The sequence below is a fragment of the Paractinoplanes lichenicola genome (assembly GCF_016785085.1).
Lineage (GTDB): Bacteria > Actinomycetota > Actinomycetes > Mycobacteriales > Micromonosporaceae > Actinoplanes > Actinoplanes lichenicola.
The window spans coordinates 38,930-64,310 of sequence record NZ_JAENHO010000021.1; the positions used below are offsets into that span (position 1 = coordinate 38,930).

22 protein-coding genes and 1 pseudogene are annotated in these 25,381 nt (G+C 72.7%); 18 read left to right on the forward strand and 5 right to left on the reverse strand.

Annotated elements, in window-relative coordinates; genetic code table 11:
- Positions 1-15 precede the first annotated feature (15 nt).
- Both JKJ07_RS46050 and JKJ07_RS50820 read left to right on the forward strand, forming a co-directional pair.
- Positions 16-1,806, forward strand: coding sequence for a LamG-like jellyroll fold domain-containing protein (locus tag JKJ07_RS46050; protein WP_307834792.1), 1,791 nt, complete (start codon positions 16-18; stop codon positions 1,804-1,806).
- A 27-nt stretch (positions 1,807-1,833) separates the two neighbouring features.
- Entirely contained in the window at positions 1,834-3,186 is a 1,353-nt protein-coding gene (locus tag JKJ07_RS50820) for an MFS transporter (RefSeq protein WP_236031295.1), read from the forward strand.
- Positions 3,187-3,204: 18 nt separating this feature from the next.
- On the opposite strand, the pseudogene JKJ07_RS46055 reads toward JKJ07_RS50820, so the two are convergent.
- Positions 3,205-4,062, reverse strand: a pseudogene (locus JKJ07_RS46055) (LysR family transcriptional regulator); the annotation flags it as partial.
- Between the two features lie 117 nt (positions 4,063-4,179).
- Between JKJ07_RS46055 and JKJ07_RS46060 the strand changes: the two are divergent.
- Positions 4,180-4,923: an SDR family oxidoreductase gene (locus JKJ07_RS46060; protein WP_203078123.1), complete on the forward strand. Its 744-nt coding sequence runs from the start codon at positions 4,180-4,182 to the stop codon at positions 4,921-4,923.
- 6 nt (positions 4,924-4,929) lie between these two features.
- Here the strand turns inward: JKJ07_RS46060 and JKJ07_RS46065 are convergent, their stop codons facing one another.
- A complete protein-coding gene (locus tag JKJ07_RS46065) occupies positions 4,930-5,586 on the reverse strand; it encodes an FHA domain-containing protein (protein WP_203078124.1) in 657 nt (218 codons plus the stop codon).
- A gap of 65 nt (positions 5,587-5,651) precedes the next feature.
- Positions 5,652-8,072 (reverse strand): glycoside hydrolase family 3 protein, encoded by a 2,421-nt coding sequence (locus tag JKJ07_RS46070; RefSeq protein WP_203078125.1) that lies wholly within the window; start codon positions 8,070-8,072, stop codon positions 5,652-5,654.
- A gap of 56 nt (positions 8,073-8,128) precedes the next feature.
- On the opposite strand from JKJ07_RS46070, the gene JKJ07_RS46075 reads away from it, so the two are divergent.
- The gene (locus tag JKJ07_RS46075) at positions 8,129-9,121 is read left to right on the forward strand and encodes a LacI family DNA-binding transcriptional regulator (RefSeq protein WP_203078126.1); all 993 of its coding nucleotides are present in this window, start codon (positions 8,129-8,131) and stop codon (positions 9,119-9,121) included.
- Positions 9,122-9,234: 113 nt separating this feature from the next.
- The gene (locus JKJ07_RS46080) at positions 9,235-9,708 is read left to right on the forward strand and encodes a hypothetical protein (RefSeq protein ID WP_203078127.1); all 474 of its coding nucleotides are present in this window, start codon (positions 9,235-9,237) and stop codon (positions 9,706-9,708) included.
- Positions 9,709-9,763: 55 nt separating this feature from the next.
- Here JKJ07_RS46080 and JKJ07_RS46085 read toward each other — a convergent pair whose 3' ends face one another.
- Complete coding sequence (locus tag JKJ07_RS46085; protein ID WP_307834793.1) at positions 9,764-10,315, reverse strand: hypothetical protein; 552 nt, start codon at positions 10,313-10,315, stop codon at positions 9,764-9,766.
- 393 nt (positions 10,316-10,708) lie between these two features.
- Here JKJ07_RS46085 and JKJ07_RS46090 point away from each other — a divergent pair, with 393 nt between their 5' ends.
- From JKJ07_RS46090 to JKJ07_RS46140, 10 genes are all read left to right on the forward strand, one after another.
- Positions 10,709-11,200, forward strand: coding sequence for a pyridoxamine 5'-phosphate oxidase family protein (locus JKJ07_RS46090; protein ID WP_203078128.1), 492 nt, complete (start codon positions 10,709-10,711; stop codon positions 11,198-11,200).
- A 13-nt stretch (positions 11,201-11,213) separates the two neighbouring features.
- On the forward strand, positions 11,214-11,621 hold the full coding sequence (locus tag JKJ07_RS46095) for a YciI family protein (RefSeq protein WP_203078129.1): 408 nt from the start codon (positions 11,214-11,216) through the stop codon (positions 11,619-11,621).
- Positions 11,618-12,925 (forward strand): RNA polymerase sigma factor, encoded by a 1,308-nt coding sequence (locus JKJ07_RS50830; RefSeq protein WP_307834794.1) that lies wholly within the window; start codon positions 11,618-11,620, stop codon positions 12,923-12,925. Before JKJ07_RS46095 ends, JKJ07_RS50830 begins: the two co-directional genes overlap by 4 nt.
- A 268-nt stretch (positions 12,926-13,193) precedes the next feature.
- Positions 13,194-14,531, forward strand: coding sequence for an efflux RND transporter periplasmic adaptor subunit (locus JKJ07_RS46110; RefSeq protein ID WP_203078130.1), 1,338 nt, complete (start codon positions 13,194-13,196; stop codon positions 14,529-14,531).
- A gap of 81 nt (positions 14,532-14,612) precedes the next feature.
- The gene (locus JKJ07_RS46115) at positions 14,613-15,365 is read left to right on the forward strand and encodes a response regulator transcription factor (protein WP_203078131.1); all 753 of its coding nucleotides are present in this window, start codon (positions 14,613-14,615) and stop codon (positions 15,363-15,365) included.
- Position 15,366: 1 nt separating this feature from the next.
- Positions 15,367-16,902 carry a sensor histidine kinase gene (locus JKJ07_RS46120; protein WP_203078132.1) on the forward strand — a complete coding sequence of 512 codons (1,536 nt, stop codon included), beginning with the start codon at positions 15,367-15,369 and terminating at the stop codon, positions 16,900-16,902.
- Between the two features lie 121 nt (positions 16,903-17,023).
- Complete coding sequence (locus JKJ07_RS46125; RefSeq protein WP_203078133.1) at positions 17,024-18,208, forward strand: efflux RND transporter periplasmic adaptor subunit; 1,185 nt, start codon at positions 17,024-17,026, stop codon at positions 18,206-18,208.
- Complete coding sequence (locus JKJ07_RS46130) at positions 18,205-18,906, forward strand: ABC transporter ATP-binding protein (RefSeq protein ID WP_203078134.1); 702 nt, start codon at positions 18,205-18,207, stop codon at positions 18,904-18,906. The genes JKJ07_RS46125 and JKJ07_RS46130 overlap by 4 nt, the downstream gene beginning before the upstream one ends.
- Positions 18,903-20,102, forward strand: a complete 1,200-nt coding sequence (locus tag JKJ07_RS46135; RefSeq protein ID WP_203078135.1) for an ABC transporter permease — start codon at positions 18,903-18,905, stop codon at positions 20,100-20,102. The genes JKJ07_RS46130 and JKJ07_RS46135 overlap by 4 nt, the downstream gene beginning before the upstream one ends.
- An 11-nt stretch (positions 20,103-20,113) precedes the next feature.
- Positions 20,114-20,785, forward strand: coding sequence for a hypothetical protein (locus JKJ07_RS46140; RefSeq protein WP_203078136.1), 672 nt, complete (start codon positions 20,114-20,116; stop codon positions 20,783-20,785).
- A gap of 135 nt (positions 20,786-20,920) precedes the next feature.
- On the opposite strand, the gene JKJ07_RS46145 is transcribed toward JKJ07_RS46140, so the two are convergent.
- Entirely contained in the window at positions 20,921-21,640 is a 720-nt protein-coding gene (locus tag JKJ07_RS46145; protein ID WP_203078137.1) for a hypothetical protein, read from the reverse strand.
- A gap of 91 nt (positions 21,641-21,731) precedes the next feature.
- Between JKJ07_RS46145 and JKJ07_RS46150 the strand changes: the two genes are divergently transcribed.
- The 3 genes from JKJ07_RS46150 (at position 21,732) to JKJ07_RS46160 (ending at position 25,361) form a co-directional block, all read left to right on the forward strand.
- Positions 21,732-21,908 (forward strand): hypothetical protein, encoded by a 177-nt coding sequence (locus JKJ07_RS46150; RefSeq protein ID WP_203078138.1) that lies wholly within the window; start codon positions 21,732-21,734, stop codon positions 21,906-21,908.
- 116 nt (positions 21,909-22,024) lie between these two features.
- Positions 22,025-24,934, forward strand: coding sequence for a helix-turn-helix transcriptional regulator (locus JKJ07_RS46155; protein ID WP_203078139.1), 2,910 nt, complete (start codon positions 22,025-22,027; stop codon positions 24,932-24,934).
- A gap of 169 nt (positions 24,935-25,103) precedes the next feature.
- Positions 25,104-25,361: a hypothetical protein gene (locus tag JKJ07_RS46160; RefSeq protein ID WP_203078140.1), complete on the forward strand. Its 258-nt coding sequence runs from the start codon at positions 25,104-25,106 to the stop codon at positions 25,359-25,361.
- The last annotated feature ends 20 nt before the right edge of the window (positions 25,362-25,381 follow it).

A 25,381-nucleotide genomic window follows, 5' to 3' on the forward strand; every position in this document is an offset into this window, starting at 1 on the left:
GACATATTGATCGGCGTGGAACGACGGAATCTTTTCAAGGCGGCCGCGGCCGCGACGCTCGTGACGACCGCCGCCCCCGAGGTGGCCCACGCCGCGCCGGCCAAGTTCGATCAGGATGATCCGCGGTTTGCGATCGCCGTGCTGCCGGACACCCAATATCTGTTCGACGCCGACAGCTCGGACCCGGCGCCGCTCAAGGAGACCTTCAGCTATCTGCTGGAGCAGCGGGCCGAGGACAACATCGCCTTCCTGACGCACCTCGGCGACGTCACCGAGCACGGCACCGAGCAGGAGATCGTGCTGGCCGGGCAGACGTTCACGAAGATCGACGGGAAGCTGCCGTACAGCGTGCTGGCCGGCAACCACGACATCGACGGCTCGAAGGACGACCAGCGCGGCGACAGCCCTTACCTGCGCGTTTTCGGTCCGGAGCGGCAGAGCAAGTCCAAGACCTTCCTCGGTACGTCCAAGGACGGCTACAACAGCGCCCACCTGATCACCGCGGCCGGCAAGAAGTGGCTGATCCTGGCGCTCGACTGGCGCATCTCGGACAGCGGCATCGCCTGGGCCAAGTCGATCATGAACCAGCACCAGAACCCGACGGTCGTCACGACCCACGACCTCGCGTACGCCGACGACGCCGGGAAGGCGTACCTGTCGGGCAACGGCCAGCGGCTCTGGGACAACCTGATCAAGGACAACGATCAGATCTTCCTGACCCTCAACGGGCACTACTGGCCGCCCGGGCGCACGACCCTGAAGAACGCCAAGGGCAACGACGTCCACGTGCACATCACCAACTACCAGGACCGCTACTACGGCGGCGCCGGCATGATCCGGCTGTACCGCTTCGACCTGGGCCGTAACCGGATCGACGTGGAGACGTTCGCGCCCTGGTTCCTGGCCCGTGACCCCGAGAAGCGGACCCCGCTCGAGTCCGAGACGATCGAGCTGACCGGCGACGTCGACCGGTTCAGCCTGGAGTTCGACTTCGACGCCCGGTTCCCCGAGCCCAAGCCCGCGCCGCGCCCGGCGGCCCAGGTCGTCGACCGGCACACCGCCGCCTACTGGCGTTTCGACCAGGCCGGCCAGAGCGTCGCCGACGGCGCGACCGTGCGCGACCTCAGCGGCAAGGGCAACCATTTGACCGTACGGCGTCTCGCAAACAGCACCGCCGAGACGCTGACGGTCTCCGAGGAGCACCACGTCGGCGCCCCCGCCCACGCCAGCCTGCGCTTCGACGGCGGCAAGGGCCCCGACCGCGGCGCGATCCTGCAGACCGCCGGCAACGCGCCGCTGAACAGCGCGAAGTTCCTCGACGGCTACACGATCGAGGCCTTCGTCAAGCTGCCCGAGCCGTTCGTCGGCGACCACTCCTGGATGGGCATCCTGAGCTGGGAGGGCCGCGCGGGCGACGCCGGCAAGCACAGCGGCTGGTCCGACCTGGAGCCCACGTGCAGCCTGAACATCTCGGGCGAGCGGTTCCTGCAGTACGTGCTCTACTCCGAGGTCGGCGATCACAACCCGACCCACTGGAGCCACGCCCTGCCCACCGGCGTCTGGCAGCACCTGGCGGTCGTCAACGACGGCAAGCGCTCGCTCGTCTACGTGAACGGCTCCAAGATCGCCCGTAACCCCACCCAGCCCGCCCAGGGCATCGCCACGGTCGGCCGCCCCTTCACCCTCGGCGCGACGTCCTTCGACCTCAAATACGGCCAGGGCTTCTACGGCTGGATCGGCGACGTCCGCATCACCGCCCGCGCCCTGCGCCCGGCCCAGTTCCTGCCCGGGGGCCACTACCGCTGACCTGGTGGGCGGCCCCATGATCGAGGTATGGACGGTCGGGCCCGGGGTCTTGCGCTGCTGGTGGCGGGCGCGTTCTTCATGGAGATCCTCGACGCGACGGTGATCGCCCCGGCGGCGCCGCACATCGCGGAGGATCTCGGGGTTGAGCCGGTCAGCGTGAACGTGGCGATCACCGCCTATCTGCTCACGCTGGCCGTGCTCATCCCGATCAGCGGGTGGCTGACCGACCGGTTCGGGGCCCGCCGCGTGTTCGCCGCCGCGCTGGTCGTGTTCACGGTGGCCTCGGTGGGGTGCGCCCTCGCGGTCAGCCTGCCGATGCTGGTCGGCACCCGGGTGCTGCAGGGGGTCGGCGGCGCGCTGATGGTGCCGGTCGGCCGCCTGGTCGTGATCCGCACGACGGCCAAGACCGACCTCGTGCGCGCGATCGCCTATCTGACCTGGCCCGCGCTGGCGGCCCCGCTGATCGCCCCCGCGCTCGGGGGCGTCCTGAGCACGTACGCGTCCTGGCGGTTGATCTTTTTGATCAACGTGCCGCTCGGGATCGCCGCGCTGGTGCTGGCCCGCCGGCTCGTCCCGGATGTGCGCGCCGACCGGCCCCGCCCGCTCGACTGGCGCGGTTTCCTGCTGGTCGCTGCGAGCACGGCGGCGCTGGTGGCCGGCCTGGAGTTGATCGCCGGGCAGCGCCCCCGCTGGCCGCTCGCGATCGGCCTGCTCGTGCTGGCCACCGCGGCGCTGGCCGTCACCACGGCCTACCTCCGGCGGTCCGCCCACCCGCTCGTCGACCTGGGCATTTTCCGCGTACGCACCTACCGCGCGACGGCCGTCGGCGGCTCGCTGTTCCGCGCGATCATCACCGCCATCCCGTTCCTGCTGCCGCTGCTGTTCCAGCTCAGTTTCGGCTGGACCGCCGCCCAGGCCGGGTTCTTGGTGATCGCCTTGTTCGCCGGCAACATCGGCATCAAGCCGGCCACCACTCCATTGATGCGCCGCTTCGGCATCCGTACGGTGATGCTCGGCTCGGTGCTGGCCTCCGCCGCCTGCCTGGCCGGCATCGCCTTCCTGGAGGCCGGCACCCCGCTGGTCGTCACGCTGGCCGTCCTGCTGCTGAGCGGCGTCTTCCGGTCGACCGGCTTCACCACCTACAACACGATCGCCTTCGCCGACGTGCCCCCGCCCCGGATGACCAGCGCCAACACCCTGATGTCGACGATCCAGGAACTGGGCGCGGGGCTGGGGGTGGCTCTGGGAGCGCTGCTCCTACGCGTGGGTGACTCGTTCCGGGTCGCCTTCATCGTGCTGGCGATCCTGCTGATCTTCCCGGCGATCGAGGCGTTCCGCCTGCCCCGCAGCGCCGGCAACGTCATCACGGGACGGGCTTGAGTCGCGAACGTGGTCGGTGACCAGCTTGCGGAAGGCGCTGACCAGGCGTCCGCGGTCGCCGGCCCGGGTGGCCAGGACGACGTGGGCCGGGTCGACGCCGGCCAGGGGGACGGTGGTCAGGCCGGGGCGCAGGCGGCTCACGTATTCGCCGGCCGGGATGATGGCCACGGCCTCGCCCGCGGCGACCAGCTCGGCCTTGTCCTCGGCGTGCCGCAGGAGGGGGCCGCCGGGTGCGGGCCGCCCGCCCGGGCGGGGGTCGACCCGCCAGACCGCGTTCCACTCCGGATCGTCGGCCCGGGGCATCGGCTCGTCGGCGATGTCGTCGAGGGTGACGCTCTCCTTGCCCGCCAGCCGGTGGCCCTCCGGGACGAGCAGGACGCGCGGCTCGTCGTAGAGGACGGTCACCTGCAACCCTTCCGTACGCAACGGCAGCCGCGTCAGCGCCACGTCGACGCGATGGTCGAGCAGGGCGGGGCGGGGCTCGTTCCAGTCCAGGTGGACCGTCCGGACCTCCGCGTCGGGGTGCCGCCGGCGCAGCTCGGCGACGGCGGACGTGACGATCAAATTCATCGTACGGCCGATGGTGATGCGGCTCGGCTGGGCGGCGGCCCGGGTGCGGATCTTCGCCTGCCCGGCCGCGCGCAGCAGGGACCGGGCCAGTGGCAGGAAGATCTCGCCGGCCTCGCTGAGGGTGGTGCCGCGCGGCGACCGGTCGAGCAGGCGGGCGCCCATCTGCTGCTCGAGCCGGCCGATCTGGCGGGTCAGCGACGGCTGGGTGGTGTGCAGCGCCTCGGCGGCCCGCCCGAAGTGGCGGTGCTCGGCCACCACGGTGAACGCGTGCACCAGCCGCAGGTCGAGGTCGGCGTCGTCCGTCATCCGGCCACTCTACTGCGGTGATGCGCAAATCGTATTACCGGATACGAATCATTCATTGGCCCGCCGGCGATCACCGGGCGCAGGGTGGAAGCTCACCCACGAGAAAGCGAGGGCATCATGCCCGCACCTGCCGCCCTGATCACCGGGGGCACCACCGGGATCGGCCGGGCCACCGCCGACCTGCTGCACGAACGCGGCTACCGGGTGATGGTCACCGGCCAGAACCCCGCCACGCTGGCCGAGGCGCGCGACCACTTTCCCGGCGACGTCGCCGTGATCCGGGCCGACGCGCGGTCCCTGCCCGACACCGACCGGGTCGCCGCCGAGGCGAAGGAGCGCTTCGGCTCGCTCGACGTGCTCTTCCTCAATGCCGGGATCAGCCGCCCGGCCCCGCTCGACAAGGTCGACGAGGCCTTCTTCGACGAGGTGTTCGCGACCAACGCCAAGGGGCAGTTCTTCACCCTCCAGAAGACCCTGCCGCTGCTGGCCGATCACGCCTCGGTCATCGTCACGATCGGCGTCGGCGTCACCCTCGGCATTCCCGGCGGCAGCGTCACCGCCGGCAGCCGCGGCGCCCTGCTCTCCATGGTGCCCTCGCTGGCCCTCGAGCTCGCGCCCCGCCGCATCCGGGTCAACGCCGTCAGCCCCGGCGCCACCGACACCCCGATCTGGGCCAAGTCCGGCATGCCGGCCGAGATGCTGGCCACGGTCACCGCGTCGATGGCCGAGCGCATCCCCTTCGGGCGCCTCGGCCTCGCGTCGGAGGTCGCCGAGACGGTCGCCTTCCTGGCCTCGCCCGCCGCCGCCTACATCACCGGCCAGCACCTGGCCGTGGCCGGCGGCAGCGGTCTCGGCGCCTGAGCCGCCTCAGGCCGAGCGGAGCGTCAGCTGGGTGCCGCCGATCTCGATGACGTCGCCGGGGCGCAGGTCGACCGCGGCCACCGGGTGACCGTTGACCCGGGTGCCGTTGTGCGAGCCCAGGTCGGTCAGGGTGATGCGGTCGTCGGTGGTCTCCAGGATCAGGTGGCGGCGGGAGACTCCCGGGTCGCGCAGCCGCACGCCGGAGGAGCGGTCGCGTCCCAGCACCGTGAGGCCCGGCGACAGCGGCCACACCTGCCCCTCGGCGCTGACCAGGGTGGCCACGGCCTCGTCGCTGAAGGCGACCAGCGAGGGCGGGTCGGGCTCGAGCAGGGCGGCCACCCGGAACGTGCCGGTGTCGAGATCGTCCAGCACGAAGATCTCGACCGAGACGTCGCCGTAGACGATCCAGGCCTGGTCGGCGATCAGGGCGGCCTGGCGGACGGCCAGATCCTGCGCGAGCTGGGTGGCATGCGGCGCCCAGCGGCGGTGGTCGTACGGCGCGAGGCCGACCGTGTAGCGGTTCGGCACCAGCGTGCGGCCCTCGCCGAGCAGGGCCTTGTGCCGTTCCGCCTCGCGCCGCATGGCGTCGAGCACGTTTTCCGGGCGTACCGCGGCCTGGAGCTCGATGTCCTCGAGCCCCAGGCGTTCGGGCGCAGCGGTCACGGCGTGAGTCCAGACGAGTCGTACGGCACGGCAGGCAACGAGTATGCCAGGCGCGGCCGCCGCGATCAGGAAACTGTCGCCCGGATGTCGCCCAGACCCCGCGCGACCAGCAGTTCTCCGCCGTCGGCGAGCCGACCGCCCCAGGAATGTGACTCGGCGTCCCAGCGTCGCCACATGCGGCGATCGGTGCGGACCACGACGCGCGCCGACCGGCCCGGCTCGACCTCGACGGCCGTCCACCCCACCAGCCGTACGGGCTCGTCGGGCTCGACCGGACGCAGGTAGACCTGCACCACCTCGCGGCTCGGGTGCTTGCCGACGTTCCGCACGGTCACGGTGATCGACGGCGCGTCACCCGTCACCAGCCGCACGTCGCTGTACTCCCACTCGCCGTACCCGAGCCCGTGACCCAGCCAGAACGCCGGCTCGGGCGCCCGCCCCGCGAAATGTCCGCGATATCCGATGAAAGTGCCTTCCCCGTACGCGACCTCGCCGTCGACCGGCGTCACGGACCACGCGGGGGAGGCCTCGTCGGCGGCCGGGAACGAGGTGACCAGGCGGCCGGCCGGTTCGATGTCGCCGAGCAGGGCCGCGGCCACCGCATGCCCGCCCTCCTGCCCGGGCAGCCCGGCCCAGAGCACCGCCTCGACGTGCTCGAGCCAGGGCATGAGCACGGGGGTGGCCGCGTTGACGACCACCACCGTACGGGCGGCGACCGTGGCGACGACCTCGACCAGCGCGTCCTGGGCGCCGGGGAGCCGCAGCGTGCTCTTGTCGGCCGACTCCGTCTCCTGCTCCTCGGTCAGCCCGACGACCACGACCGCCACGTCGGCCCCGGCCGCGACCCGCGCGGCATCATCGATCACGTCGGACGCCTCCCGCGGTGCCACATTACCGACAAGTCCGAAAAGCCCCATGCCGTCGATGGCGACGGTGGCCTCCAGACGCTCGGGGGCGGTCGACGGGGTGAAGGTGCGATAGGGCGGCGTCAGGACTTCCTCGCCCATCCCGCCCGCTGACCGCAGCACAAAGGACTCGCCGCCCACAATCTGCCACTCACCAACACCGAAAACGCCCAGCTCGACCCGCCCGTCGGTGCTCGGGGCGGGGGAGCCGGCAGCGGAAGAGGTGCTGGTGGTGGGGGCGTGGACGTCGGCGAGCAGGCGGGCTGAGGTGACCGTGCCCGGGAAGTCGTCGTCCATGCCGATCATTGTTTTGGACTGGGGGCAGAAGCGTCGTTCGAGTTCGGTGCCGGTGGCGTCGTAGAGGATGACGTCGATGCCGGGGCGGCCGTTCGAGGGGGCGGTCAGGAAGCCGTCGCGGGCCGGGACCGGGCGGGTGCGCACGTCGACGCCGTCGATCACCGTGACCTGGTCGCCGAGGAGGGCGGTCAGGCCCTCGGCCACGCTGACCTGGTAGGGCGCGTTCACGGCGGCCGACCCGCCGCCCATGTCGATCGTCTCGGTCGCGTGCCGGCCGATCAGCGCCACGTTCGCCGAGCGGTTCAGGGGCAGCAGGTCGTTGTCGTTCTTGAGCACGGTGATGCCGCGCGCGGCCAGCCTCGTGAGCTGCTCCCGGCGTACGGGGGAATCGGGGTTGGGCAGGTCGACGGGCCACGCGCGGGGCTCGCCGAGCGCGCCGACCCGCTCGGCCAGCCGCAGCAGCCGGGTCACGTGGTCGTCGATCGCGGACTCGTCGACCTCGCCCGCCTCGACCGCCGCCACCAGGGCGTCGCCCCACGGCCCGTCCGGACCGGGCATGACCAGGTCGAGCCCGCCGTTCGCGGCCGGGCCGGCGGTCTTCGTGGCGAACCAGTCCGACATGATCAGCCCGGACCAGCCCCAGTCGCGCTTGACGACCTCGTTGTTGACGTAGTTCTGCTCGGTCGCGGCCACGCCGTTCACGTCGTTGTAGGCCGCCATCATCGTCCACGCGCCGGCGTCCTGCACCGCGATCTCGAACGGCAGCAGATACAGCTCGTGCAGCGTCCGCTCGTCGACCACCGAGCTCACCGTGTTGCGGTCGGTCTCGCTCTCGTTGGCGACCAGGTGCTTGAGGCAGGCCGCGACGCCGCTGTCCTGCATCCCCCGCACGTACGCGGCGGCGAGACGCCCGGTGAGCAGCGGATCCTCCGAGTACGCCTCGAACAGCCGGCCGCCCAGCGGGGAGCGGTGCAGGTTGATCGTCGGGCCCAGCACGACGTGGATCTCCTGCGCGGCGGCTTCCTCGGCGAGAAGCTTGCCTACCTCGTACGCGGTCTGCTCGTCCCACGTGGAGGCGAGCAGCGTGGCGTTGGGGAAGAGGGTCACCACCCGCCCGCCGGTGAATTTCAGCCCCCGTACGCCCGTGGGCCCGTCGGAGAAGCGCATCTCGTGCAGCCCGATCGCCGGTTCGTCGGCCAGCGTGAACGCCGTGGCGCCGGTGAGCAGGCGCACCTTGGCGCGCAGGTCGAGTGACTTGACGAGGGCGACGAGGTCGGAACTCATCTCCTCATGGTTACACGTGTAAGTTGGGATTGTCAGTACGAGGAGGCGGCGATCCCATGAGTGAGTCAACCACCAAACGGGTCACCAGCGCCGACGTCGCCCGGCTGGCCGGGGTCTCGCGGGCCACGGTCAGTTACGTCCTCAACGACACGCCCCGCCAGACTATCTCGGCCGGCACCCGCACCCGGGTGCTCGACGCGGCCGCGCGCCTGGGCTATTCCCCCTCGGCCGCCGCCCGCACCTTGCGCACCGGCCGCTCCGACGTGGTGCTCTGCCTGCTGCCCGACTGGCCGATCGGCCCCGAGGTGGGCTCGATGCTGGGCCGGCTCTCGTCCGCGCTCACCCGGCACGGCCTGACCCTGGTCGTGCACCCGGGCAACCGCGAGGAGCGCCCGATGACCGAGCTCTGGAAGGCGATCACCCCGGCCGCCGTGATCGCGTACACGGAGTTCTCCGAGGCCGACATCACCGCCATGCGCTCGGCCGGGGTCGCCATCGTCGAGGCGGTCAGCCGGCGCAAGGGCCGCTCGCTGGCCGTGCCGCAGGAGCTGGTCGGCCGCCGCCAGGCCGAGCACCTCACCCAGGCCGGGCACACCCGCCTCGGCTTCGCCTACCCCGACGACGAGCGCGTGCGGTTCTTCGCCGAGCCGCGGCTGGCCGGGGTGCGGGCCGCCTGCGCCGGTCTGCGGCTGCCCACGCCGGTCGGGCTGACCGTCCCGCTCGACCCGGCGGCCGCCGCCGAGGCCGTACGGCGGTGGCGCGCGACCGGGGTGACGGCCGTGTGCGCGTACAACGACGAGGTGGCGCTGGCGGTCCTGGCCGGCGTACGGGGGGAAGGGTTGACGGTGCCGGACGACCTCGCGGTGATCGGGGTCGACGACATCCCGCCGGCCCGCCTGGCCGACCCGCCGCTGACCACCGTGACCACGGATCAGACGGTCGTCGGGGCCCACCTGGCGGCCACCGTCGTCGCCGCGATCAGCGGGCGGGCCGCTCCCGACCTGCCCGCCGCCGACATCGTGCGGGTCGTGCGCCGGGTCTCCGCCTGATCAACCGGCATCGATCAAGTGCACAACAAACGCACAGGCAGAGCACACGGGTGACTCAGCCGGCGGGCGAATCGTGTGGGGTGTCAGAACGGTTCGCACTCAGGGGGAACGCCATGCTGGTTCAGCTCAATCGCAACACGGCGACGCACGACTTCACCGCCACGGCGACCGACCTGCCGATCAACCCCGCAACCCTTCCCCGTACGCGGGGACCGCTGCCCGCCGTGGCGTACTTCGGCCATCCGGGGCGTGTGGCCGGCCTGCCGCAGCATCTGCCCCGCGGCTGGTCCGTGCGCCGGGCCGGCGACCTCGACGACCTGCGCCCCGACGAGATCGTGCTGTTCGCCGGGGCCACCGAGCGCGAGGTCGCCACCGCCCGCCGGGTGCTGCCGGGCCGCACGATGATCGTCGCTCTGGTCGACGAGGAGGCCCCGGCCGAGCTGGTCGCCGCGGTGCTCACCGCCGGGGCCGACGCCTGCGTGCGCGGCGGGCAGCCCGCGATCCTGGCCGGGCATCTGGTCGCCTGCCGCCGGCGCGACCTGGCCGACCGCTGGTCCCGCCTCGACACCCAGGGCCGCCGGGCCTGAACCGCGCCGGCGTTGCCACAACGGGGGGTGCGGCAACGCCGACGCGGAGAATGTGTCAGGCGCTGGGCGCGGTCGTGGGTTGCAGCACCTTGCAGGTCTCGATCGCCTTCTTGGCCGTGGCGTCGGTCGTGTCGAGCTTCGACGGGTCGGTCACGCCGTTCTCCTCGAGGCAGTTCTGATAGGCGGCGTTCTGGCCGTTGCCCCGGCCGCCGGGGCGCCCCGACGGGCGGAGAGATGAGCAGGCCTCCTGCGCTTTTTGCCAGGTGGCGTCGTCGACGTCGTCCGGCTTGCCGAACATGCCGCCGCCAGGAAAGCCACGACCGCCTGGGCCGGCGCTGCCCGAGGGCCGAGGCATTGCGGAGGGGAATCCGCCCGGCGCGCCAGAGGGCCGGCCGCCCTCGCGGGGACCGCCCGACGGCATCGTGATCGTGACGCCGTTGCTCTTGAGGCAATCCGTATACGCCGTGAATGCGCCGTTCTGCCCGCCGCTGTTCGCGCCGTCGCCGTTCGTGTCCCCGGAATCGCCGCCGCAGGCCGCGGCCAGCGCCATCGCAGCCGATGCGACGAGCAGCCCCGCCGCGCGGCGGTAAGACTTGTCTCTGAACACGATGCCTTCTTTCCGCGCCCAAAGATCGCCGGACGCTGTGCCGGTTTCTGATGCCGCCCCACCCAAGCGGCCCGACCTCGCCACCGCGTCGGCGCCGCCTCGGAGTTCGCTCGAAGCCGCTGTGCGGAGCCTGTGGTCGCTCCCGGCGGAGACTGTCGCCGGCGTCTCGCGGTCGCGCCCCGGCACCTCCCGGTCGCGCCCCGGCGCCTGGCGGTCGCGCCCCAGCGTCTCGCGGTCGCGCCCCGGCACCTCCCGGCCGCGCCCCGCACCTCCCGGTCGCGCCCCGTCGGGCCCGGCCGCGGGCGCCTTCGGAAAAAGTTCCGCGGTTGATGTCGAGATCCCCGCGTCGGCTTCGTCCCCGATGCGAGACGACATCACAAGGAGCCGACGACGATGGAACAGCACGAGATCACCGAGGTCCTGACCCGCCCGCTCAGCCGGGAACTGCTGGCCCGCGACCTGACCCGGCTGGCCTACGTGGCCAAGGACGGCACCCCGCGCAGCATCCCGATCGCCTTCACCTGGAACGGCGCGCAGATCGTCCTCTGCACTACCAAGAACTCTCCGAAGCTGCCCTCGCTGCGGCACAACCCGGCGGTCGCCCTGACGATCGACACCGAGGTGCACCCGCCCAAGATCCTGCTGATCCGCGGCCGGGCCGAGCTCGACGTCGTCGACGGCATCCCCGAGGAGTTCCTGCAGATGAACGGCAGCTACAAGATGACGCCCGAGCAGCGCGTCGGGTGGGAGGCCGAGGTGCGTTCCCTGTACGACGGGATGGTGCGCATCGTCGTCACCCCGACCTGGGCCAAACTGATCGACTTCGAGACCACCCTGCCCACCGCGGTCGAGCAGCTCGTCCGCGAGCGCGCCGCGAAGCTCTGAGAGGACTGTTCCGATGGCCAAGTATCTGCTGCTCAAGCACTACCGGGGCGCCCCAGCGCCGACCAACGACGTGCCGATGGACCGGTGGACCCCGGACGAGGTCACCGCGCACGTCCGCTACATGCAGGACTGGGCCGCGAAGCTCCAGTCCACCGGTGAGTTCGTCGATGGGCAGGCGCTCTCCACGCAGGGCACGTTCGTCCGCTCCGGCGGCGCGGGCCGGCCGCCCGTCACCGACGGCCCCTTCGCCGAGACCAAGGATCTGATCGCGGGCTGGATGATCATCGACGTGGAGTCGTACGAGCGGGCCTTGGAGCTGGCCGCCGAGCTGTCGGACGCCCCCGGCGCGGGCGGCCGGCCGATCCAGGAGTGGCTCGAGGTCCGCCCGTTCATGACCGCGCCGCCCACGGTCACCGAGTGAACGACGCCCTCCTCCGCGAGCTCGTCCCCGCCGTGATCGGCATCGTCGTGCGGCGCGGGGCGGACTTCGCCGCGGCCGAGGACGCCGTGCAGGAGGCCCTGATCCGCGCGCTGGAGACGTGGCCCGACGACCCGCCCCGAGACCCCCAGGGCTGGTTGGTCGCCGCCGCCTGGCGCAAGTTCCTTGATTCCGTACGATCGGAGTCCGCCCGGCAGCGGCGGGAGCTAGCCGTCGAGGCCGAGCCCGTGCCCGGTCCAGCCGAGTCCACCGACGACTCGTTGTGGCTGTATTTCCTGTGCGCACACCCGTCGCTGTCACCCGGGACGGCCGTCGCCCTGACCCTGCGCGCGGTCGGCGGCCTCACCACCCGGCAGATCGCAGCCGCCTACCTCGTCCCCGAGGCGACCATGGCCCAGCGGATCACCCGGGCCAAACGCCAGTTAGCCGGGCAGCCGCTGGACCGCCCGGGCGAGCTAGGCACCGTGCTGCGCGTGCTCTACCTGGTGTTCAACGAGGGCTACGGCGGCGACGTCGACCCAGGGTCTGTTTCGCGGCTGGGGCGGGGCTGCGGCAGGGCCCAGATCCCGCCTGGCGGCGTCCCGGGAAAGCCCGGTTCCAACCCCGGGAGCCAGGCTTCCCCGGGCCACCACCAGACGAAATCTGGACCCGGCCTCGCACCCACCCCAGCCACGAAACAGACCCTGTCCGCCGAGGCGATCCGGCTCACCCGCCAGCTGGCCGCGGCGACCGACGCGCCCGAGGTGGCCGGCCTGCTCGCCCTGATGCTGCTGCACCACGCCCGCCGGGCCTCGCGCACCGGCCCCGGCGGCCGGCTCGTGCCGCTCGCCGAGCAGGACAGGTCGCGCTGGGACACCACGCTGATCGCCGAGGGCGTCGACATCCTGCAGGCCGCGCTGGCCCGGGACCGGCTCGGCGAATACCAGGCCCAGGCCGCGATCGCCGCCCTGCACGCCGACGCCCCCAGCGCCGCCGAGACGGACTGGGTCCAGATCGTCGAGTGGTACGACGAACTGCTCGAGCTCACCGCCAGCCCGGTGGTGCGACTCAACCGCGCGGTCGCCATCGGCGAGGCCGACGGCCCCCAAGCCGGCCTGGCCGAACTCGACAAGGTCGACCCCGCGGTGCCCCGCTACCTCGCGGTGCGCGCCTACCTGCTGGAACGAGCAGGCGACCGCGAACGAGCAGCCGACCTCTACGCCGAGGCCGCCTACGCAGCCACCAACATGCCCGAACGCGACCACCTCACCCGAGCCGCCGCCCGCCTCCGCGGCGCAACCACCTGACCGGTCGCGCCCCGGCTCCGACGCGCCACGACCTGACCCGGGTCGCGGCCCGGTCCGAGTCGGGATCACCTAATCTGGGCCGCTGCCCGGTTCCGGGGCGCGACCACCTGACCCCAATCACGCCCCGCGCCCGACGCGCAACCACCTGACCTGGGCCGCTGCCCGGCCCTGAGGCGCGACGACCTCACCCGGGTGGCGGCTCGGCTCCGAGGCAACTCCGAGGTGGGTTGAAGGCGGTCGCGAGGACCGGCGGCCACACTTCCGGGCCATGGGTGAAGCACTGGCCGGTCGTCGGCGCTGGGTCTGGGGTGCGGCGGCGGTCGTGGTGCTCGCGCTGGTGGCCTTCGGAGTGGTGCGGGCGCTGACGGCTGACGCGGTGGCCAAGCCGGTCGCGGCGGCGACGGTGGCGGTGGACCGGGGTGCGGTGACCAGTGCGGTCGCGACGACCGGGACTGTCCAGCCGGCGCAGACGCGTAGCTTGTCGTTCGCGGTGGCGGGCACGGTGGAGAGCATTTCCGTACGGGCGGGGACCACTGTCACGGCCGGGCAGGCGCTCGCCAAAGTTGACGACACGGATGCCGCCGAGGCCGTGGACGACGCGCGGGACGCCCTCGACGACGCCGAGGACGCGCTGGACGAAGCCGAGGACGCCGCGTCGGCCGCACCCACCTGCGCCGCGAACGTCCCGGCGGCCTATCCGTCGCCATCGGCCACACCCACCGCCGGTGGCACGCCGTCGGCTCGCCCCACGACCACCACGCCGACCAAGACCGCGAGCCCCACAGGTGGGGGTGGCTCGCCCGGTGGGGGTGGCGCGTCGGATGGGGGTAGTTCGCCGGGTGGAGGTGGCGCGTCGGGAGGTGGCGCGTCGGGAGGTGGCGCGACAGGGGGTGGCACGTCGGCTGGCGGGGGCGGATCGACGGGCGGCGCTCCGACCGGCGGCAACCCGACCGGGGGTGCGGAGAGCGGCGGCGCCTGCGGCACCGAGCGTGGACAGCAGAGTGGGGACGCCATTCTGAGTGCGCAGCAGCGGGTCACCCAGGCCACCACCGCGCTCGAGAAGGCCGAGGAGGCCCTGGCCGGGGCGACGATCAAGGCGCCCATCGCCGGCCGGATTCTCACCGTCGGCGGCAAGGTCGGGAGCCAGGTCACGGCAGGTAACGCATTTATAACGCTGGCCGATGTCTACGACATGCAGATCAGCGCGGCCTTCCCCGAGGCCGACGCCGACCGGCTCGCCGTCGAGCAGCCGGCCGTGGTCACGCTGGCCGACCGCGCGGGCCAGGAGTTCCAGGCCACCGTGGTGCAGGTCGACCCGGTCGGCACCAGCGACGGCACCCTGGTCCGGTTCGGCGTATTGCTGTCCTTCGATTCCTCGCCCAAGGATCTGCTGGTCGGGCAGAGTGCCTCGGTGCGCGTGACGACCGGAGCGACCGAGGAGGCGCTGCGCGTGCCGACCACCGCCGTGCACGATGTGGCGGGTGACCGGGGCACGGTGCTCCGCGACGGCGCCCGTACGGAGGTCTCGGTGGGCCTGCGTGGCGATCAATACACCGAGATCACCAAGGGCCTGGCCGAGGGCGACGAGATCGTACGGTCGTGGTGATTGTCAGCAAGTTGACAGGGACCCAGCTGACTCAGCACAAGTTCATAGGGAATTCCTAGGTGCCGTTGATACTCCTTCGGGGTGCTGACTGATTCCCGCTCCTCGATAGCTCTCGGCGAGGCCCCGGCCCGTGCCGCCCGGGTGCTGATCGTCGACGACGAGCCGAACATCTCCGAGCTGCTCAGCGCGACCCTGCGTCTCGTCGAGTTCGACGTGCGGGTGGCCGAGACCGGTCACCGGGCGCTGGTCGCGGTGCAGGAGTTCGAGCCCGACCTCGTGCTGCTCGACGTGATGCTGCCCGACCTGGACGGCTTCGAGATCGCCAAGCGGCTGCGGGCGACCGGCTCGCGGGTGCCGGTGCTGTTCCTGACCGCCCGCGACGCCCTGGAGGATCGCCTGTCCGGGCTCTCGGCCGGCGCCGACGACTACGTCACCAAGCCGTTCAGCCTGGAGGAGGTCGTGCTGCGGATCCGGGCCATCCTGCGCCGCACCCAGCCCGGCCTCCAGCCGCCCGGCGAGCGGGGTGTGCTGCGCTACGCGGATCTCGAGATGGACGAGGACGCCCACGAGGTGCGCCGGGCGGGCCGGCCGGTCGACCTCTCGCCGACCGAGTTCAACTTGCTCAAATACCTGCTGGTCAACGCGGGCCGGGTGGTCAGCAAGGCGCAGATCCTGGACCGGGTGTGGAAGTACGACTTCGGGGGCGACGGCCGCATCGTCGAGTCGTACGTGTACTACCTGCGCCGCAAGATCGACAAGACCGAGCCGCCGCTGATCCACACCGTGCGCGGCGTCGGCTACGCGTTGCGCCTGCCCCGCGGCAGCGACGACTGAGATGATCACGCTTTCACGGGGGAACTGGAAGGGCCTGCGGCGCTGGCGGCACTGGACCCTGCGCTCGCGCCTGGTGCTGGTGGTGGCCGGGCTGGCCGCGCTCGGGCTGCTCGTCGCGAACGTCGCCGGTCTGGTGCTGATCCGCAGCTATCTGCAGGAGCGCATCGACGACCAGCTGCGCATCATGGCCGGCCCGTTGTCGCAGGCCGTGCCCGAGTCCGACGAGGTGCGCCGCAGCGGGCAGGTCGACGTCTTCGCGGGCCCGCCGGGCGGCGGCGGCCACGTCAAGATCCTCGGTCCCGACCAGCTGAAATACCTGTTCGTCGGCAACGGCCTGGTGGAGGTCACGCGCATCTCCTCGGCCGGTGACGACCTGCCGGCGGTGCCCACGCTGGAGAAGGCCGCCGACTCGCCGGGCTTCCGCCAGCCGTACACGGTGGTCGCGGCGGACGGCAGCAAGTGGCGGATGATCGCCGTGCGCAACGACCGGATCGGCGGGTTCGCGGTCGGCGGCGTCTCCCTGGTCGACCTCAAGGAGACCATCAACCTGCTGATGCTGATCCTGGGCGGGGTGAGCCTGCTCGTGCTGGCGCTCCTCGGTCTCGGGGCGGCCTTCGTCGTACGGCTGGGCCTGCGCCCCCTGAACGACATGGAACGCCTGGCCACCGACATCTCCGGGGGCAACCTCAGCGGCCGCGTCACCGGCGCCGACCCGCACACCGAGCCGGGCCGGCTGGGTCTGGCCCTCAACTCGATGCTGGGCCGGATCGAGGCCGAGGTCAGCGCCCGTACGGCCTCCGAGAGCCGGATGCGCCAGTTCCTGGCCGACGCCTCGCACGAGCTGCGCACCCCGCTCACCTCGATCAAGGGCTTCGCCGAGCTGCACCGCCGCGGCGGGGTGGCGCCCGGCCCGGCCCTCGACCGCATCGAATCCGAGGCCGGCCGGATGAGCCTGCTGGTCGAGGACATGCTGATGCTGGCCCGGCTCGACCAGCAGCGCCCGCTCGCCCGCAAGCCCGTCGACCTGCTCGAGGTCGCCGTCGACACGGTCCGCGACGCGCACGCCCGCGCGCCTGAACGGGTCGTGCACCTGGTGAGCCTGAACGACGACGAGGAGACGTTCGAGCCACCGACCGTGCTGGGCGACGAGCACGCGCTGCGTCAGATCGCGACCAACCTCGTGGCCAACGCCCTGCAGCACACGCCGCCCGACACCGAGATCACCGTACGGGTGGGGCTGTCCGCGCCCCGGCCGCCCGCCCCCGGCGTCGTCGTCTCGGGCCCGCAGTCACCCACCGCCGACCGGTTCGCGCTGCTCGAGGTGAGCGACAACGGCCTCGGCATCCCCGAGGAGCACGCGCCGCGCGTCTTCGAGCGCCTCTATCGCGCCGACTCCAGCCGTTACCGCGGCAAGGGCGGCGGTTCCGGCCTGGGCCTGTCGATCGTGGCTGCCTTCGTGCACGGCCACGGCGGCTGGGTCGAGCTGGAACCCACCCCCGGCGGCGGCGCGACCTTCCGGGTGCTGCTGCCGACTTAAGGCCTGTTTCGTGGCTGGGGTGGCAGCAGCCCCGCCCCAGCCACGAAACAGGCCTTAATTCATAGGTGGCTCCGAGGTTGTGCGGAAGCTGCTCCGAGGACGGGCCGACACAGTGTCCGGCATGTCAGCGCGCCTCAACCTGCGACGTCCCGTGGTGGTGGTCAACACCGCTCTCGGCGTCGTCCTCGCGGCCGGGGGTTTCTGGGCCTACCGGACCCTCGCCGGGCCTGACGCCACCCCGGCCGCGAACGCCGCGACCCGCACGGTCGCCGTTCAGCAGGGGACCGTCACCAAGACCGTGACCGCGGACGGGACGGTGGAGAGCGCGAGCACGGCGACGGCCAGTTTCGGCACCGGCGGCACGGTAACCGCGATCAATGTGCGGGTCGGCCAGAAAGTCACCAAGGGGCAGGTGCTGGCGAAGGTCGACCCGGCCGACGCGCAGCGCTCCCTGGACGCGGCCAACGCCGACCTCGACGCCGCCCGGGACTCGCTGGAGCGGGCCGAGGACGCCGGCTCCGACACGTCCATCGCCGACAACGCCGTGCAGCAGGCCGAACTGGCCGTGGACGAGGCGGAGGCGGCGGTCGACGGCACCGTGCTGGAAGCGCCGATGGCGGGCACGGTCACCGCGGTGAACGGCACGCTGGGCAGCAGCAGCAGCGGAAGCACCCAGTCGAGCGGCGGGCAGACCGGGGGAGAGCAGTCGAGCAGCAGCAGTAGCAGCAGCGGGTTCGTCGAGATCCAGGACCTGACCAAGATGCAGATCACGGCCGCCTTCGCCGAGGCCGACGCGACCAAGCTCAAGGAGAAGCAGGCCGCGACGGTCACGTGGAACGCGCTCAGCGGCACGACGGCCACGGCCAAGGTGAGCGCTGTCGACCCCTCGGCGACGACGTCCGGCACCGTGGTGACGTACGGGGTGACGCTCTCGCTCGACAAGGTGCCGAGCGGCGCCAAAGCGGGTCAGACGGTGAGCGTCGCGGTCACCACGGGCAGCGTCGCCGACGCGGTGATGGTCAGCTCGGCCGCGATCACCACGGTCGGCAACCGGCATTCGGTCACCGTCGTGGCCGGCGGGGCCCAGCAGGTGCGGCAGGTCGAGATCGGGCTCGAGGGCGACAGCGCCACCCAGATCACCTCCGGGGTCGACGCCGGCGAGCAGGTGGTGCTGACCGCCACGACGACCACGACGGGCGCCGGGCAGCAGGGCGGCTTCCCCGGCGGCGGGGGCTTCGGCGGCAACCTCGGTGGCGGCGGCGGTCCCGGCGGCGGCGGCTTCCCGGCGGGCGGGGGCGGACGATGAGCCGGCCGGTCCTCGACGTCCGCGACCTCAAGAAGATCTATGGCGAGGGCGAGGCGACCGTGCACGCGCTGCGCGGGGTGTCGCTGACCGTCGAGCGCGGCGACTACGTGGCGATCATGGGCTCGTCCGGCTCCGGCAAGTCGACCCTGATGAACATCCTGGGCGCGCTCGACGTGCCGTCCTCGGGCGCCTACCTGCTCGACGGCGTCGACGTCAGCCGCCTGGCCGACCGGCAGCTCGCCCTCGCCCGCAACCGGCTCATCGGGTTCATCTTCCAAGCCTTCAACCTCATTCCCCGTACGTCGGCAGTGGCCAACGTGGAGCTCCCGCTCGCGTACGCCGGGGTCAAACCCCGCGAGCGCCGCCGCCGGGCGATGGCCGCGCTCGACCTCGTCGGGCTGGCCGACCGGGCGCGCCACGAGCCCAACCAGCTCTCCGGCGGCCAGCAGCAGCGGGTCGCCGTGGCCCGGGCGCTGGTCACCGAGCCCGCCCTGCTGCTGGCCGACGAGCCGACCGGCAACCTCGACACCCGCTCGACCGAGGACGTGCTCACGGTCTTCGACGAGCTCAACGCGGCCGGCCGCACGATCGTGCTGATCACGCACGAGCCCGAGGTGGGCGATCGCACGAAGCGGCTGATCCGCCTGGTCGACGGCCGGATCGTGCATGACGCCCGGCAGGCCCCGGTGACGGTATGACCTTCTACGAGATCGTCCGGTTCGCCCTGCGCGGGCTGTCGGCCAACAAGCTGCGGTCAGCCCTGACCATGCTGGGGATCCTGATCGGTGTGGCGGCGGTGATCCTGCTGGTCGCGGTGGGCAACGGCTCGGCCAAGGCGATCAGCGACCGGATCGAGGCCCTGGGCACCAACACCATCACCGTGATGAGCACCGGGCGCGGCGGCTCGACCAGCACCGCGATCACCAAGGAGATGGCGGACGCGTTGGCCGACCCGGTGCTCGCGCCGGACGTACGGTCGGTGTCGCCGGTGGTCAGCGCGGCGGCCACGGTCACGTACGAGGGCACCGACCACGACGTCAACTCGTTCGTCGGCACCACGCCGGGCTGGTTCACCGCCTCCAACACGCCGGTCGGTCGTGGGGCCGCCTTCACCGCCGACGACGAGGCCCAGGGCCGGCGGGTGGTGGTGATCGGGTCGACCGTGGCCGAGGAGCTGTTCCCCGGCGTCGACCCAATCGACCAGCAGGTGACCGTGGGCGGCGCGCTGTTCACCGTGGTCGGCGTGCTCGACGAGAAGAGCTCGACCGGCTTCCAGGACGCCAACGACACCGCGATAGCGCCGCTGACCGCCGTGCGGCAGGTGCTCACCGGCTACGGCTCGCTCACCTCGATCCTGGTCGAGGCGGCGGCCCCCGATCAGGTCGACGCCGTGCAGTCGCAGGTGTCGGCGATCCTGAACCAGAAGATGTCCGTGGCCGACGGCTCGACCACCACGCCGTACCGGATCCAGAACGCCTCGCAGCTGCTCGAGACCCAGACCGAGACAGCCGACACCTTCACCACGCTGCTCGGCGCGGTGGCCGCGATCAGCCTGCTCGTCGGCGGCATCGGGATCACCAACATCATGCTGGTCACGGTGACCGAGCGGACCCGCGAGATCGGCATCCGCAAGGCGCTGGGCGCACCCCGGCGCACGATCCTGACCCAGTTCCTGATCGAGGCCACCCTGCTCAGCGTGCTCGGCGGCGCCCTCGGGGTGGCGGCCGCGCTGATCGGCAGCAGCTTCGAGATCGTCGGGGTGAAACCGGTTATCGTGCCGAGCTCGGTCGGGCTCGCCCTGGGCGTGTCGATCGCGATCGGACTGTTCTTCGGCGGCCTGCCCGCGGGGCGCGCCGCCCGCCTGCGGCCCATCGACGCGCTGCGCTACGAGTGAGGACCCCTGCTGTGAACCCGTTGCACGACGACACCGCGGTGATCCCGACCGTGCCCACCGGCTCCGCCTCTCCCGGCTCCCCTTCTGCCGGCTCGGCCTCTTCTGGCTCGGCCTCCTCCGGCTCGCCCTCCTCCGGCCCGGACATCCCCGGGTCGCAGGATGATGGGCTCGCGGCCGAGCTGGCCCGGGCTGCCCCGCGTCGCTGGTGGAATCGGGGCACCCTGGTGCTGGCCGGGATCGTGCTGCTGGTGGGCGGGTTCGCCGGCGGCCTGCAGGCGCAGAAGCAGTGGGGGAGTGCCGACACGCCGGCCGCCGCGGGGCGGGGCTTCGGCGGCGGGCAGAACCGGGCCGGCTACGGCGGCGCGGGCGGCATGCCGAACTTCGGCGGCGGCCAGGCCCAGGGCGGCGCGCCAGGTGGGCAGGCTCAGGGCGGCGTGCCGGGCGGGGCGTCGACCGCGACTACGGCCACCACGGGCAAGGTCAAGCTGGTCAACGGCACGACGATCTATGTGGAGACGTCGGACGGTCAGGTCGTGACCGTGAAGACGGACGGCAAGACCAGCGTCTCGACGGCCACGAAGGGCAAGGTCTCCGACGTGAAGGCGGGCCAGTCGGTGACGATCCAAGGCAGCGCGGGCTCGGACGGCACGGTCACGGCGACGTCGGTGACCGCGGCGAAGTGACCGTGGCGAGGTGACCGCGGCGAGGTGACCGCGGCGGAGTGACCGCGAGAAGGTGACCGCGGCGAGGTGACGCGGTGGTCGCCGGCACAGGCGGAAGGGGCGCGGAGGCGAGGCCGCGCCCCTTTCTCATGCGAACTACTGCGGGACGGCGGCCAGGGAGGTCTTCAGCTGGGTGACCGATGTGGCGACCCGGCCGACGCTGTCGGCGAGGTCGGGGATCTGCCGGTTGGCCAGGGTGCCGGCCCGCACGTTGGCGGTGATCAGGGCGCCCATCGCGGTCAGGTCGGCGCCGCCGGTCGCGCGGCCGATGTTGTGCTGCCAGATGTCGTCGACGCAGCCTCGCACCTGCTTGGCGATCTCGGCGGAGAGCCACTTCTTGTCGTCGTCGGTCAGTGCCACGGGAATGTCCTCCAGGTGCCAGGAGGCCGTCGAGGCCTCGTGCTCGGTCTTGTAGGAAGCGGAGAAGTGCGCGTGATCGGTGTGCGGGTTGTCGCCGGTGTAGTCGGCCCGGCGCCAGTCGTTCGACGCCTCCCAGATGCGGCGGTTGAAGATGATGTAGCGCAGCCGCCGCTCGGCGCCGGAACGGCAGCGTCCCAGCAGGAACTGCACGACCTGTTCCATGCTCAGGCCGGGCAGCCGCAGGTCGGCGTCGATGTCGAGGGCGTGCACCTCGTTGACGTCGTCGGCGTCCTTGGTGCGCAGGAACGGCGAGTCCTCGTCCGGCGTGTGGTCGGACGTCGGCTCGTGCTCGGCGTCGCCGATCGTCCCCTCCGCGCCCCGGCGCCGGCCCGGTGAGAGCTCGTCGAACTCGTCCCGCAGCCGGAGCAGGCAGGGCACGACGATCCAATTCGACATGGGTCACCTCGCGTGTGTCTGTTTTCGGGTCTGCGCTGAAGAGCGGGTGAACGATCTCCCGGATACGTCGGGTCGCTGACAGAATGCGGCCATGGACGAAGCGACTGAGGAAACCCCGACCCGCGAGGCCGGCATCGGCCGGCGGGCCTTCTTCGGCCGGGCGCTGCTGCTGGCGGGTGGCGCGGCGACCGTGCTCACCCTGTCCGGCTGCCCGGGCGGCGACGACGGTGACGACGACGATGACGACGACGGCGGGGACGACGACTGAGGCCGCGCTATCGCGGTGATAGGTGACGACTGATATGACGTCGTCATATGTGAATCCATTGATGAATTGCCCCGCCGCTTCTTAGTCTGAGTCGGGCTCGGACCTGGGAGGGCGACGTGCAGTCCGACGTGAGTGCCCTGCGAGGCCGAGGCGAGCTTCTCGCGACGATCGAGAGCCGCCTCGGCGCGGGCGGCGGGGTCGCCCTGCACGGCCCGGCCGGCATCGGCAAGACAGCCCTGCTCGATGCGGCGGCCGCGGCCGCGTGCGCCCGGGGTGAGCTGGTCGTCCGGCTGCGTCCCGTGCGCTCCGAGCGATCCCTGCCGTACGCGGGTCTGGCCGACCTGATCACGCAGCTGCCGCAGCCGGCCCACGACGCCCTGCCCCGCGCCCAGCGCGCCGCTCTCGCCGCTTTGCGGCAGGGACTGGCCCCGCGCGCCGGCGCCCCCGCCCTGGCCCGCCGTCTCGTGCTGCCGCTGCTGCTCGCCCACAGCGCCCGCCGCCGGCCCGTGCTGCTCGTGCTGGACGACTGCCAGTGGCTCGACGCCGAGTCGGCCGAGCTGATCGCCTTCGCCATGCGCCGCCGGCCCGGCCCCCGCGTCCGCGTGATCGCCGCCGAGCGCCGCCCGCACGCGATCGACTCGCCGACCGGCTCGGCCTCATCGACGGGCAGCTCGGGATCGGCGGCGGACCCTCGGCTCACGGCGTCTTCCTCGTCCGGCCGGCGCCGGGCCGTGCGGCTCTGCCCGGCGCCGGCCCTGGAGCTGGCCGTTCCGCCGCTCGCGGCCGACGATCTGACCGAGCTGCTCGAGGCCCGCGGTCTGCCCTGCCGGACGGCGAGCCGGCTGCACGAGATCAGCGCGGGCAACCCCTACCTGGCGCTCGCGATCGGGGCCGCCCAGCCGCCGGGGGAGGCGTGGCGGCCGGTGCCGCTGCCCGAGGCCGCTCGTGAGCTGCTGCGCGACTGGCTGGCTGTCCTGCCCGCCGACGTGGCGCGCACCTTGCTGGTCGCCGCGCTGGCCGCCGAGCCCACGGTCACGCTGCTGCGCCGGGCGGGCCGCGAGGACGCCGTACGGGATCTGCGGGTGGCCGCCGCGGCCGGTGTCGTCGCGGTCGCCGGTGAGCGGGTCCGGTTCACCCCGCCCCTGCTGGCCACCGTGATCGCCGAGGACGCGCCGGCCGGCGACCGCGCCGAGGCGCACACCGCGCTGGCCGCCGGGGCCGTCGACCCTGTGCAGGCACTGCGCCACCAGGCTCTGTGCAGTTCGGTTCCGGACGCCGCGGTGGCCCGCTCGCTGGCCGAGGCAGCCGGGCGCGTGTCCGGCCGGCTGGCCGCCGAGCTCTATCTGCTGGCCGCCGACCGCTGCCCGGCGCCGGCTCTTCCCCCGGGCCGGCCGCCGGCCGCCGGCCGCAGCCCCGCGCCGGCCCAGCACGTCGGCCAGGAACCGCGCACGCACGCCGACCGGCGGCTCGACTGGCTGGTCGCGGCGGCCCGCGACGGGCTCGCCGGGGGAGCGGCCGCCCTGGCCGGCCGGGCCGCCGAGGCCGTGCTGGCCGCGCCCGGCGCGCCCGCCGGTCACCGGGTGCGGGCCCGCCTGGTGCTGATCGACCTGGCCGGGCAGGGGCTGGCCGAGATGGGTGAGATGTTCGCGGCCGCCCTGGCCGAGGCGGGCGACGACCCGGCCCTGAGCGCCCCGGTGCGGTTGCGCCGCACGTGGGCCGCGCTGCTCACCGGCGACCCGGACCGCGCGGCCGACGAGGCGGCGAAGACGGCCCTGGCCGCCCGCCGCGCCGGCGACCCGACCACCGAGGCGATGGCGTTGAGCGTGCTGGCCCAGATCGAGCGGCTGCGCGGCGAGCCCGGCTGGGCCGACACCCTGACCCAGGCTCTGGTGCTGCCGGCCACCCCGGCCCCGGACTGGCTGCACTACGGCCCGCGCTACGTGGCGGCCCGCTTCGCCATGATGGACGACCGGCTCGACGAGGCCCGCGCCGCGCTGCTCGGCCTGCTGGTGACGGCCGAGCAGGACCGCATCGGCGAGGCCCGGGTCGAGGTGCTGCGCAGCCTGTCCGAGGTGGCCACCCGGGCCGGGCGGTGCCGCGAGGCGCTCAGCTACGCGCACCGGGCCGTCCGCGCCGCCCAGCGGGCCGGCCTGAGCCCGGGGCCGACCTGGTACACGGCGGCGATCGCCGAGCTGGCCGGGGGCAGCCTGGCCGCGGCGGCCGGGTTCGCCCGCCGGGGCGTGCGCGCCTCCGAGCAGGAGGGCGACACCCTCTATCTGCGCCGCAACCTGCACGCGCTGGGCCAGGCCGAGTTGCGGGCGGGCGAGACCCGGGCCGGCGTGGCGGCGCTGCGGCGGCTGCGCGACCTCGACTCCGGGTTCGCCGGGGCCGACCCGATGATCGTGCGCTGGCACGGCGACCTGGCCGGCGGGCTGGCCGCGCTGGGCGAGCACAGCGAGGCGGTGGCCACGCTGGTCGCCGGGCGGGCCGCCGCCGAGCGCCTGGGCGAGAACCCGGGCCTGGCCGGCTATCTCGACCGGGCGGCCGCGGTGGTGCTCTCCGAGAGCGGCCAGGCCGACTCGGCCGTGCTGCTGTCGGCGTCGGCGGCCCAGCATTTCGAGCAGCTGCACCAGCCTATCGAGCAGGCCCACGCGCTGCTCGTGCAGGGCAGCGCCGAGCGGCGCCGCCGCCGGTACGCGGCCGCCCGCCTGGCCATCGGCGCCGCGCTGGCGATCTTCCTGGCCGCCGACGCCAAGCCGTGGGCCGAGCAGACCGAGCGCGCGCTGGCCGGCACGTCGGCCGCGGGCACCCCGATCGACCTGGGCCTGACCTCGACCGAGCTGCGCATCGCGGTGCTGGTGCGCGACGGCGCGAGCAACCGGGAGATCGCGGGCCGCCTCTATCTGAGCGTGAAGACGGTGGAGGCGACGCTGACCCGGATCTATCGCAAGCTGGGGGTGCGCTCGCGGACGCAACTCTCGTCCCGGCTGCCCACTGTGGTGTCCGAAGTCACCACTAGTGTCTGACCAGCCACTTCGCTACTCGGAGTGACCCCGGCAACAGGAATCCGGTGGCCGCCATCACTTCCGTCTCGCAAGTTTTACCTGCTTGATTTGGGTATGAAGCGCGGCTCGCGGATCGTTGTACAGGAAGGCGACGAGGCCTATCGCCATGACGATCCGTAAGGAGACGGCCATGCAGTTCACGACCACGCTTCGCGACGCACGCACCGCGCTGGCGAACCGCCGCACCATGCGCGTCGCCCACCGCCGGCTCGCCGAGGAGCTGTCGTCGTTCCGTTCCACCGCCGAGCGCGCCGAGCTCGACGAGCTCCTCAGCCGGCACACCGCCGAGGAGACCGAGCAGATCCGCGAGATCCTCTACCGCCAGGACGTGGCGCGCCAGCAGAGCAGCGGGCGCCAGACCGCCGGCCTGGGTGGATACCTGGGCTGACCCACAAGCGCACACGAAGC

What these genes read in the sequence shown, in the direction of transcription:
- JKJ07_RS50820 (WP_236031295.1), top strand. Translation starts at nt 1,834, where the DNA reads ATGGACGGTCGGGCCCGGGGTCTTGCGCTGCTGGTGGCGGGCGCGTTC.
- JKJ07_RS46125 (WP_203078133.1), top strand. Translation starts at nt 17,024, where the DNA reads ATGTCAGCGCGCCTCAACCTGCGACGTCCCGTGGTGGTGGTCAACACC.
- JKJ07_RS46070 (WP_203078125.1), bottom strand. Translation starts at nt 8,072, where the DNA reads ATGAGTTCCGACCTCGTCGCCCTCGTCAAGTCACTCGACCTGCGCGCC.
- JKJ07_RS46135 (WP_203078135.1), top strand. Translation starts at nt 18,903, where the DNA reads ATGACCTTCTACGAGATCGTCCGGTTCGCCCTGCGCGGGCTGTCGGCC.
- JKJ07_RS46075 (WP_203078126.1), top strand. Translation starts at nt 8,129, where the DNA reads ATGAGTGAGTCAACCACCAAACGGGTCACCAGCGCCGACGTCGCCCGG.
- JKJ07_RS46130 (WP_203078134.1), top strand. Translation starts at nt 18,205, where the DNA reads ATGAGCCGGCCGGTCCTCGACGTCCGCGACCTCAAGAAGATCTATGGC.
- JKJ07_RS46150 (WP_203078138.1), top strand. Translation starts at nt 21,732, where the DNA reads ATGGACGAAGCGACTGAGGAAACCCCGACCCGCGAGGCCGGCATCGGC.
- JKJ07_RS46160 (WP_203078140.1), top strand. Translation starts at nt 25,104, where the DNA reads ATGCAGTTCACGACCACGCTTCGCGACGCACGCACCGCGCTGGCGAAC.
- JKJ07_RS46090 (WP_203078128.1), top strand. Translation starts at nt 10,709, where the DNA reads ATGGAACAGCACGAGATCACCGAGGTCCTGACCCGCCCGCTCAGCCGG.
- JKJ07_RS46080 (WP_203078127.1), top strand. Translation starts at nt 9,235, where the DNA reads ATGCTGGTTCAGCTCAATCGCAACACGGCGACGCACGACTTCACCGCC.
- JKJ07_RS46145 (WP_203078137.1), bottom strand. Translation starts at nt 21,640, where the DNA reads ATGTCGAATTGGATCGTCGTGCCCTGCCTGCTCCGGCTGCGGGACGAG.
- JKJ07_RS46120 (WP_203078132.1), top strand. Translation starts at nt 15,367, where the DNA reads ATGATCACGCTTTCACGGGGGAACTGGAAGGGCCTGCGGCGCTGGCGG.
- JKJ07_RS46110 (WP_203078130.1), top strand. Translation starts at nt 13,194, where the DNA reads ATGGGTGAAGCACTGGCCGGTCGTCGGCGCTGGGTCTGGGGTGCGGCG.
- JKJ07_RS46095 (WP_203078129.1), top strand. Translation starts at nt 11,214, where the DNA reads ATGGCCAAGTATCTGCTGCTCAAGCACTACCGGGGCGCCCCAGCGCCG.
- JKJ07_RS46060 (WP_203078123.1), top strand. Translation starts at nt 4,180, where the DNA reads ATGCCCGCACCTGCCGCCCTGATCACCGGGGGCACCACCGGGATCGGC.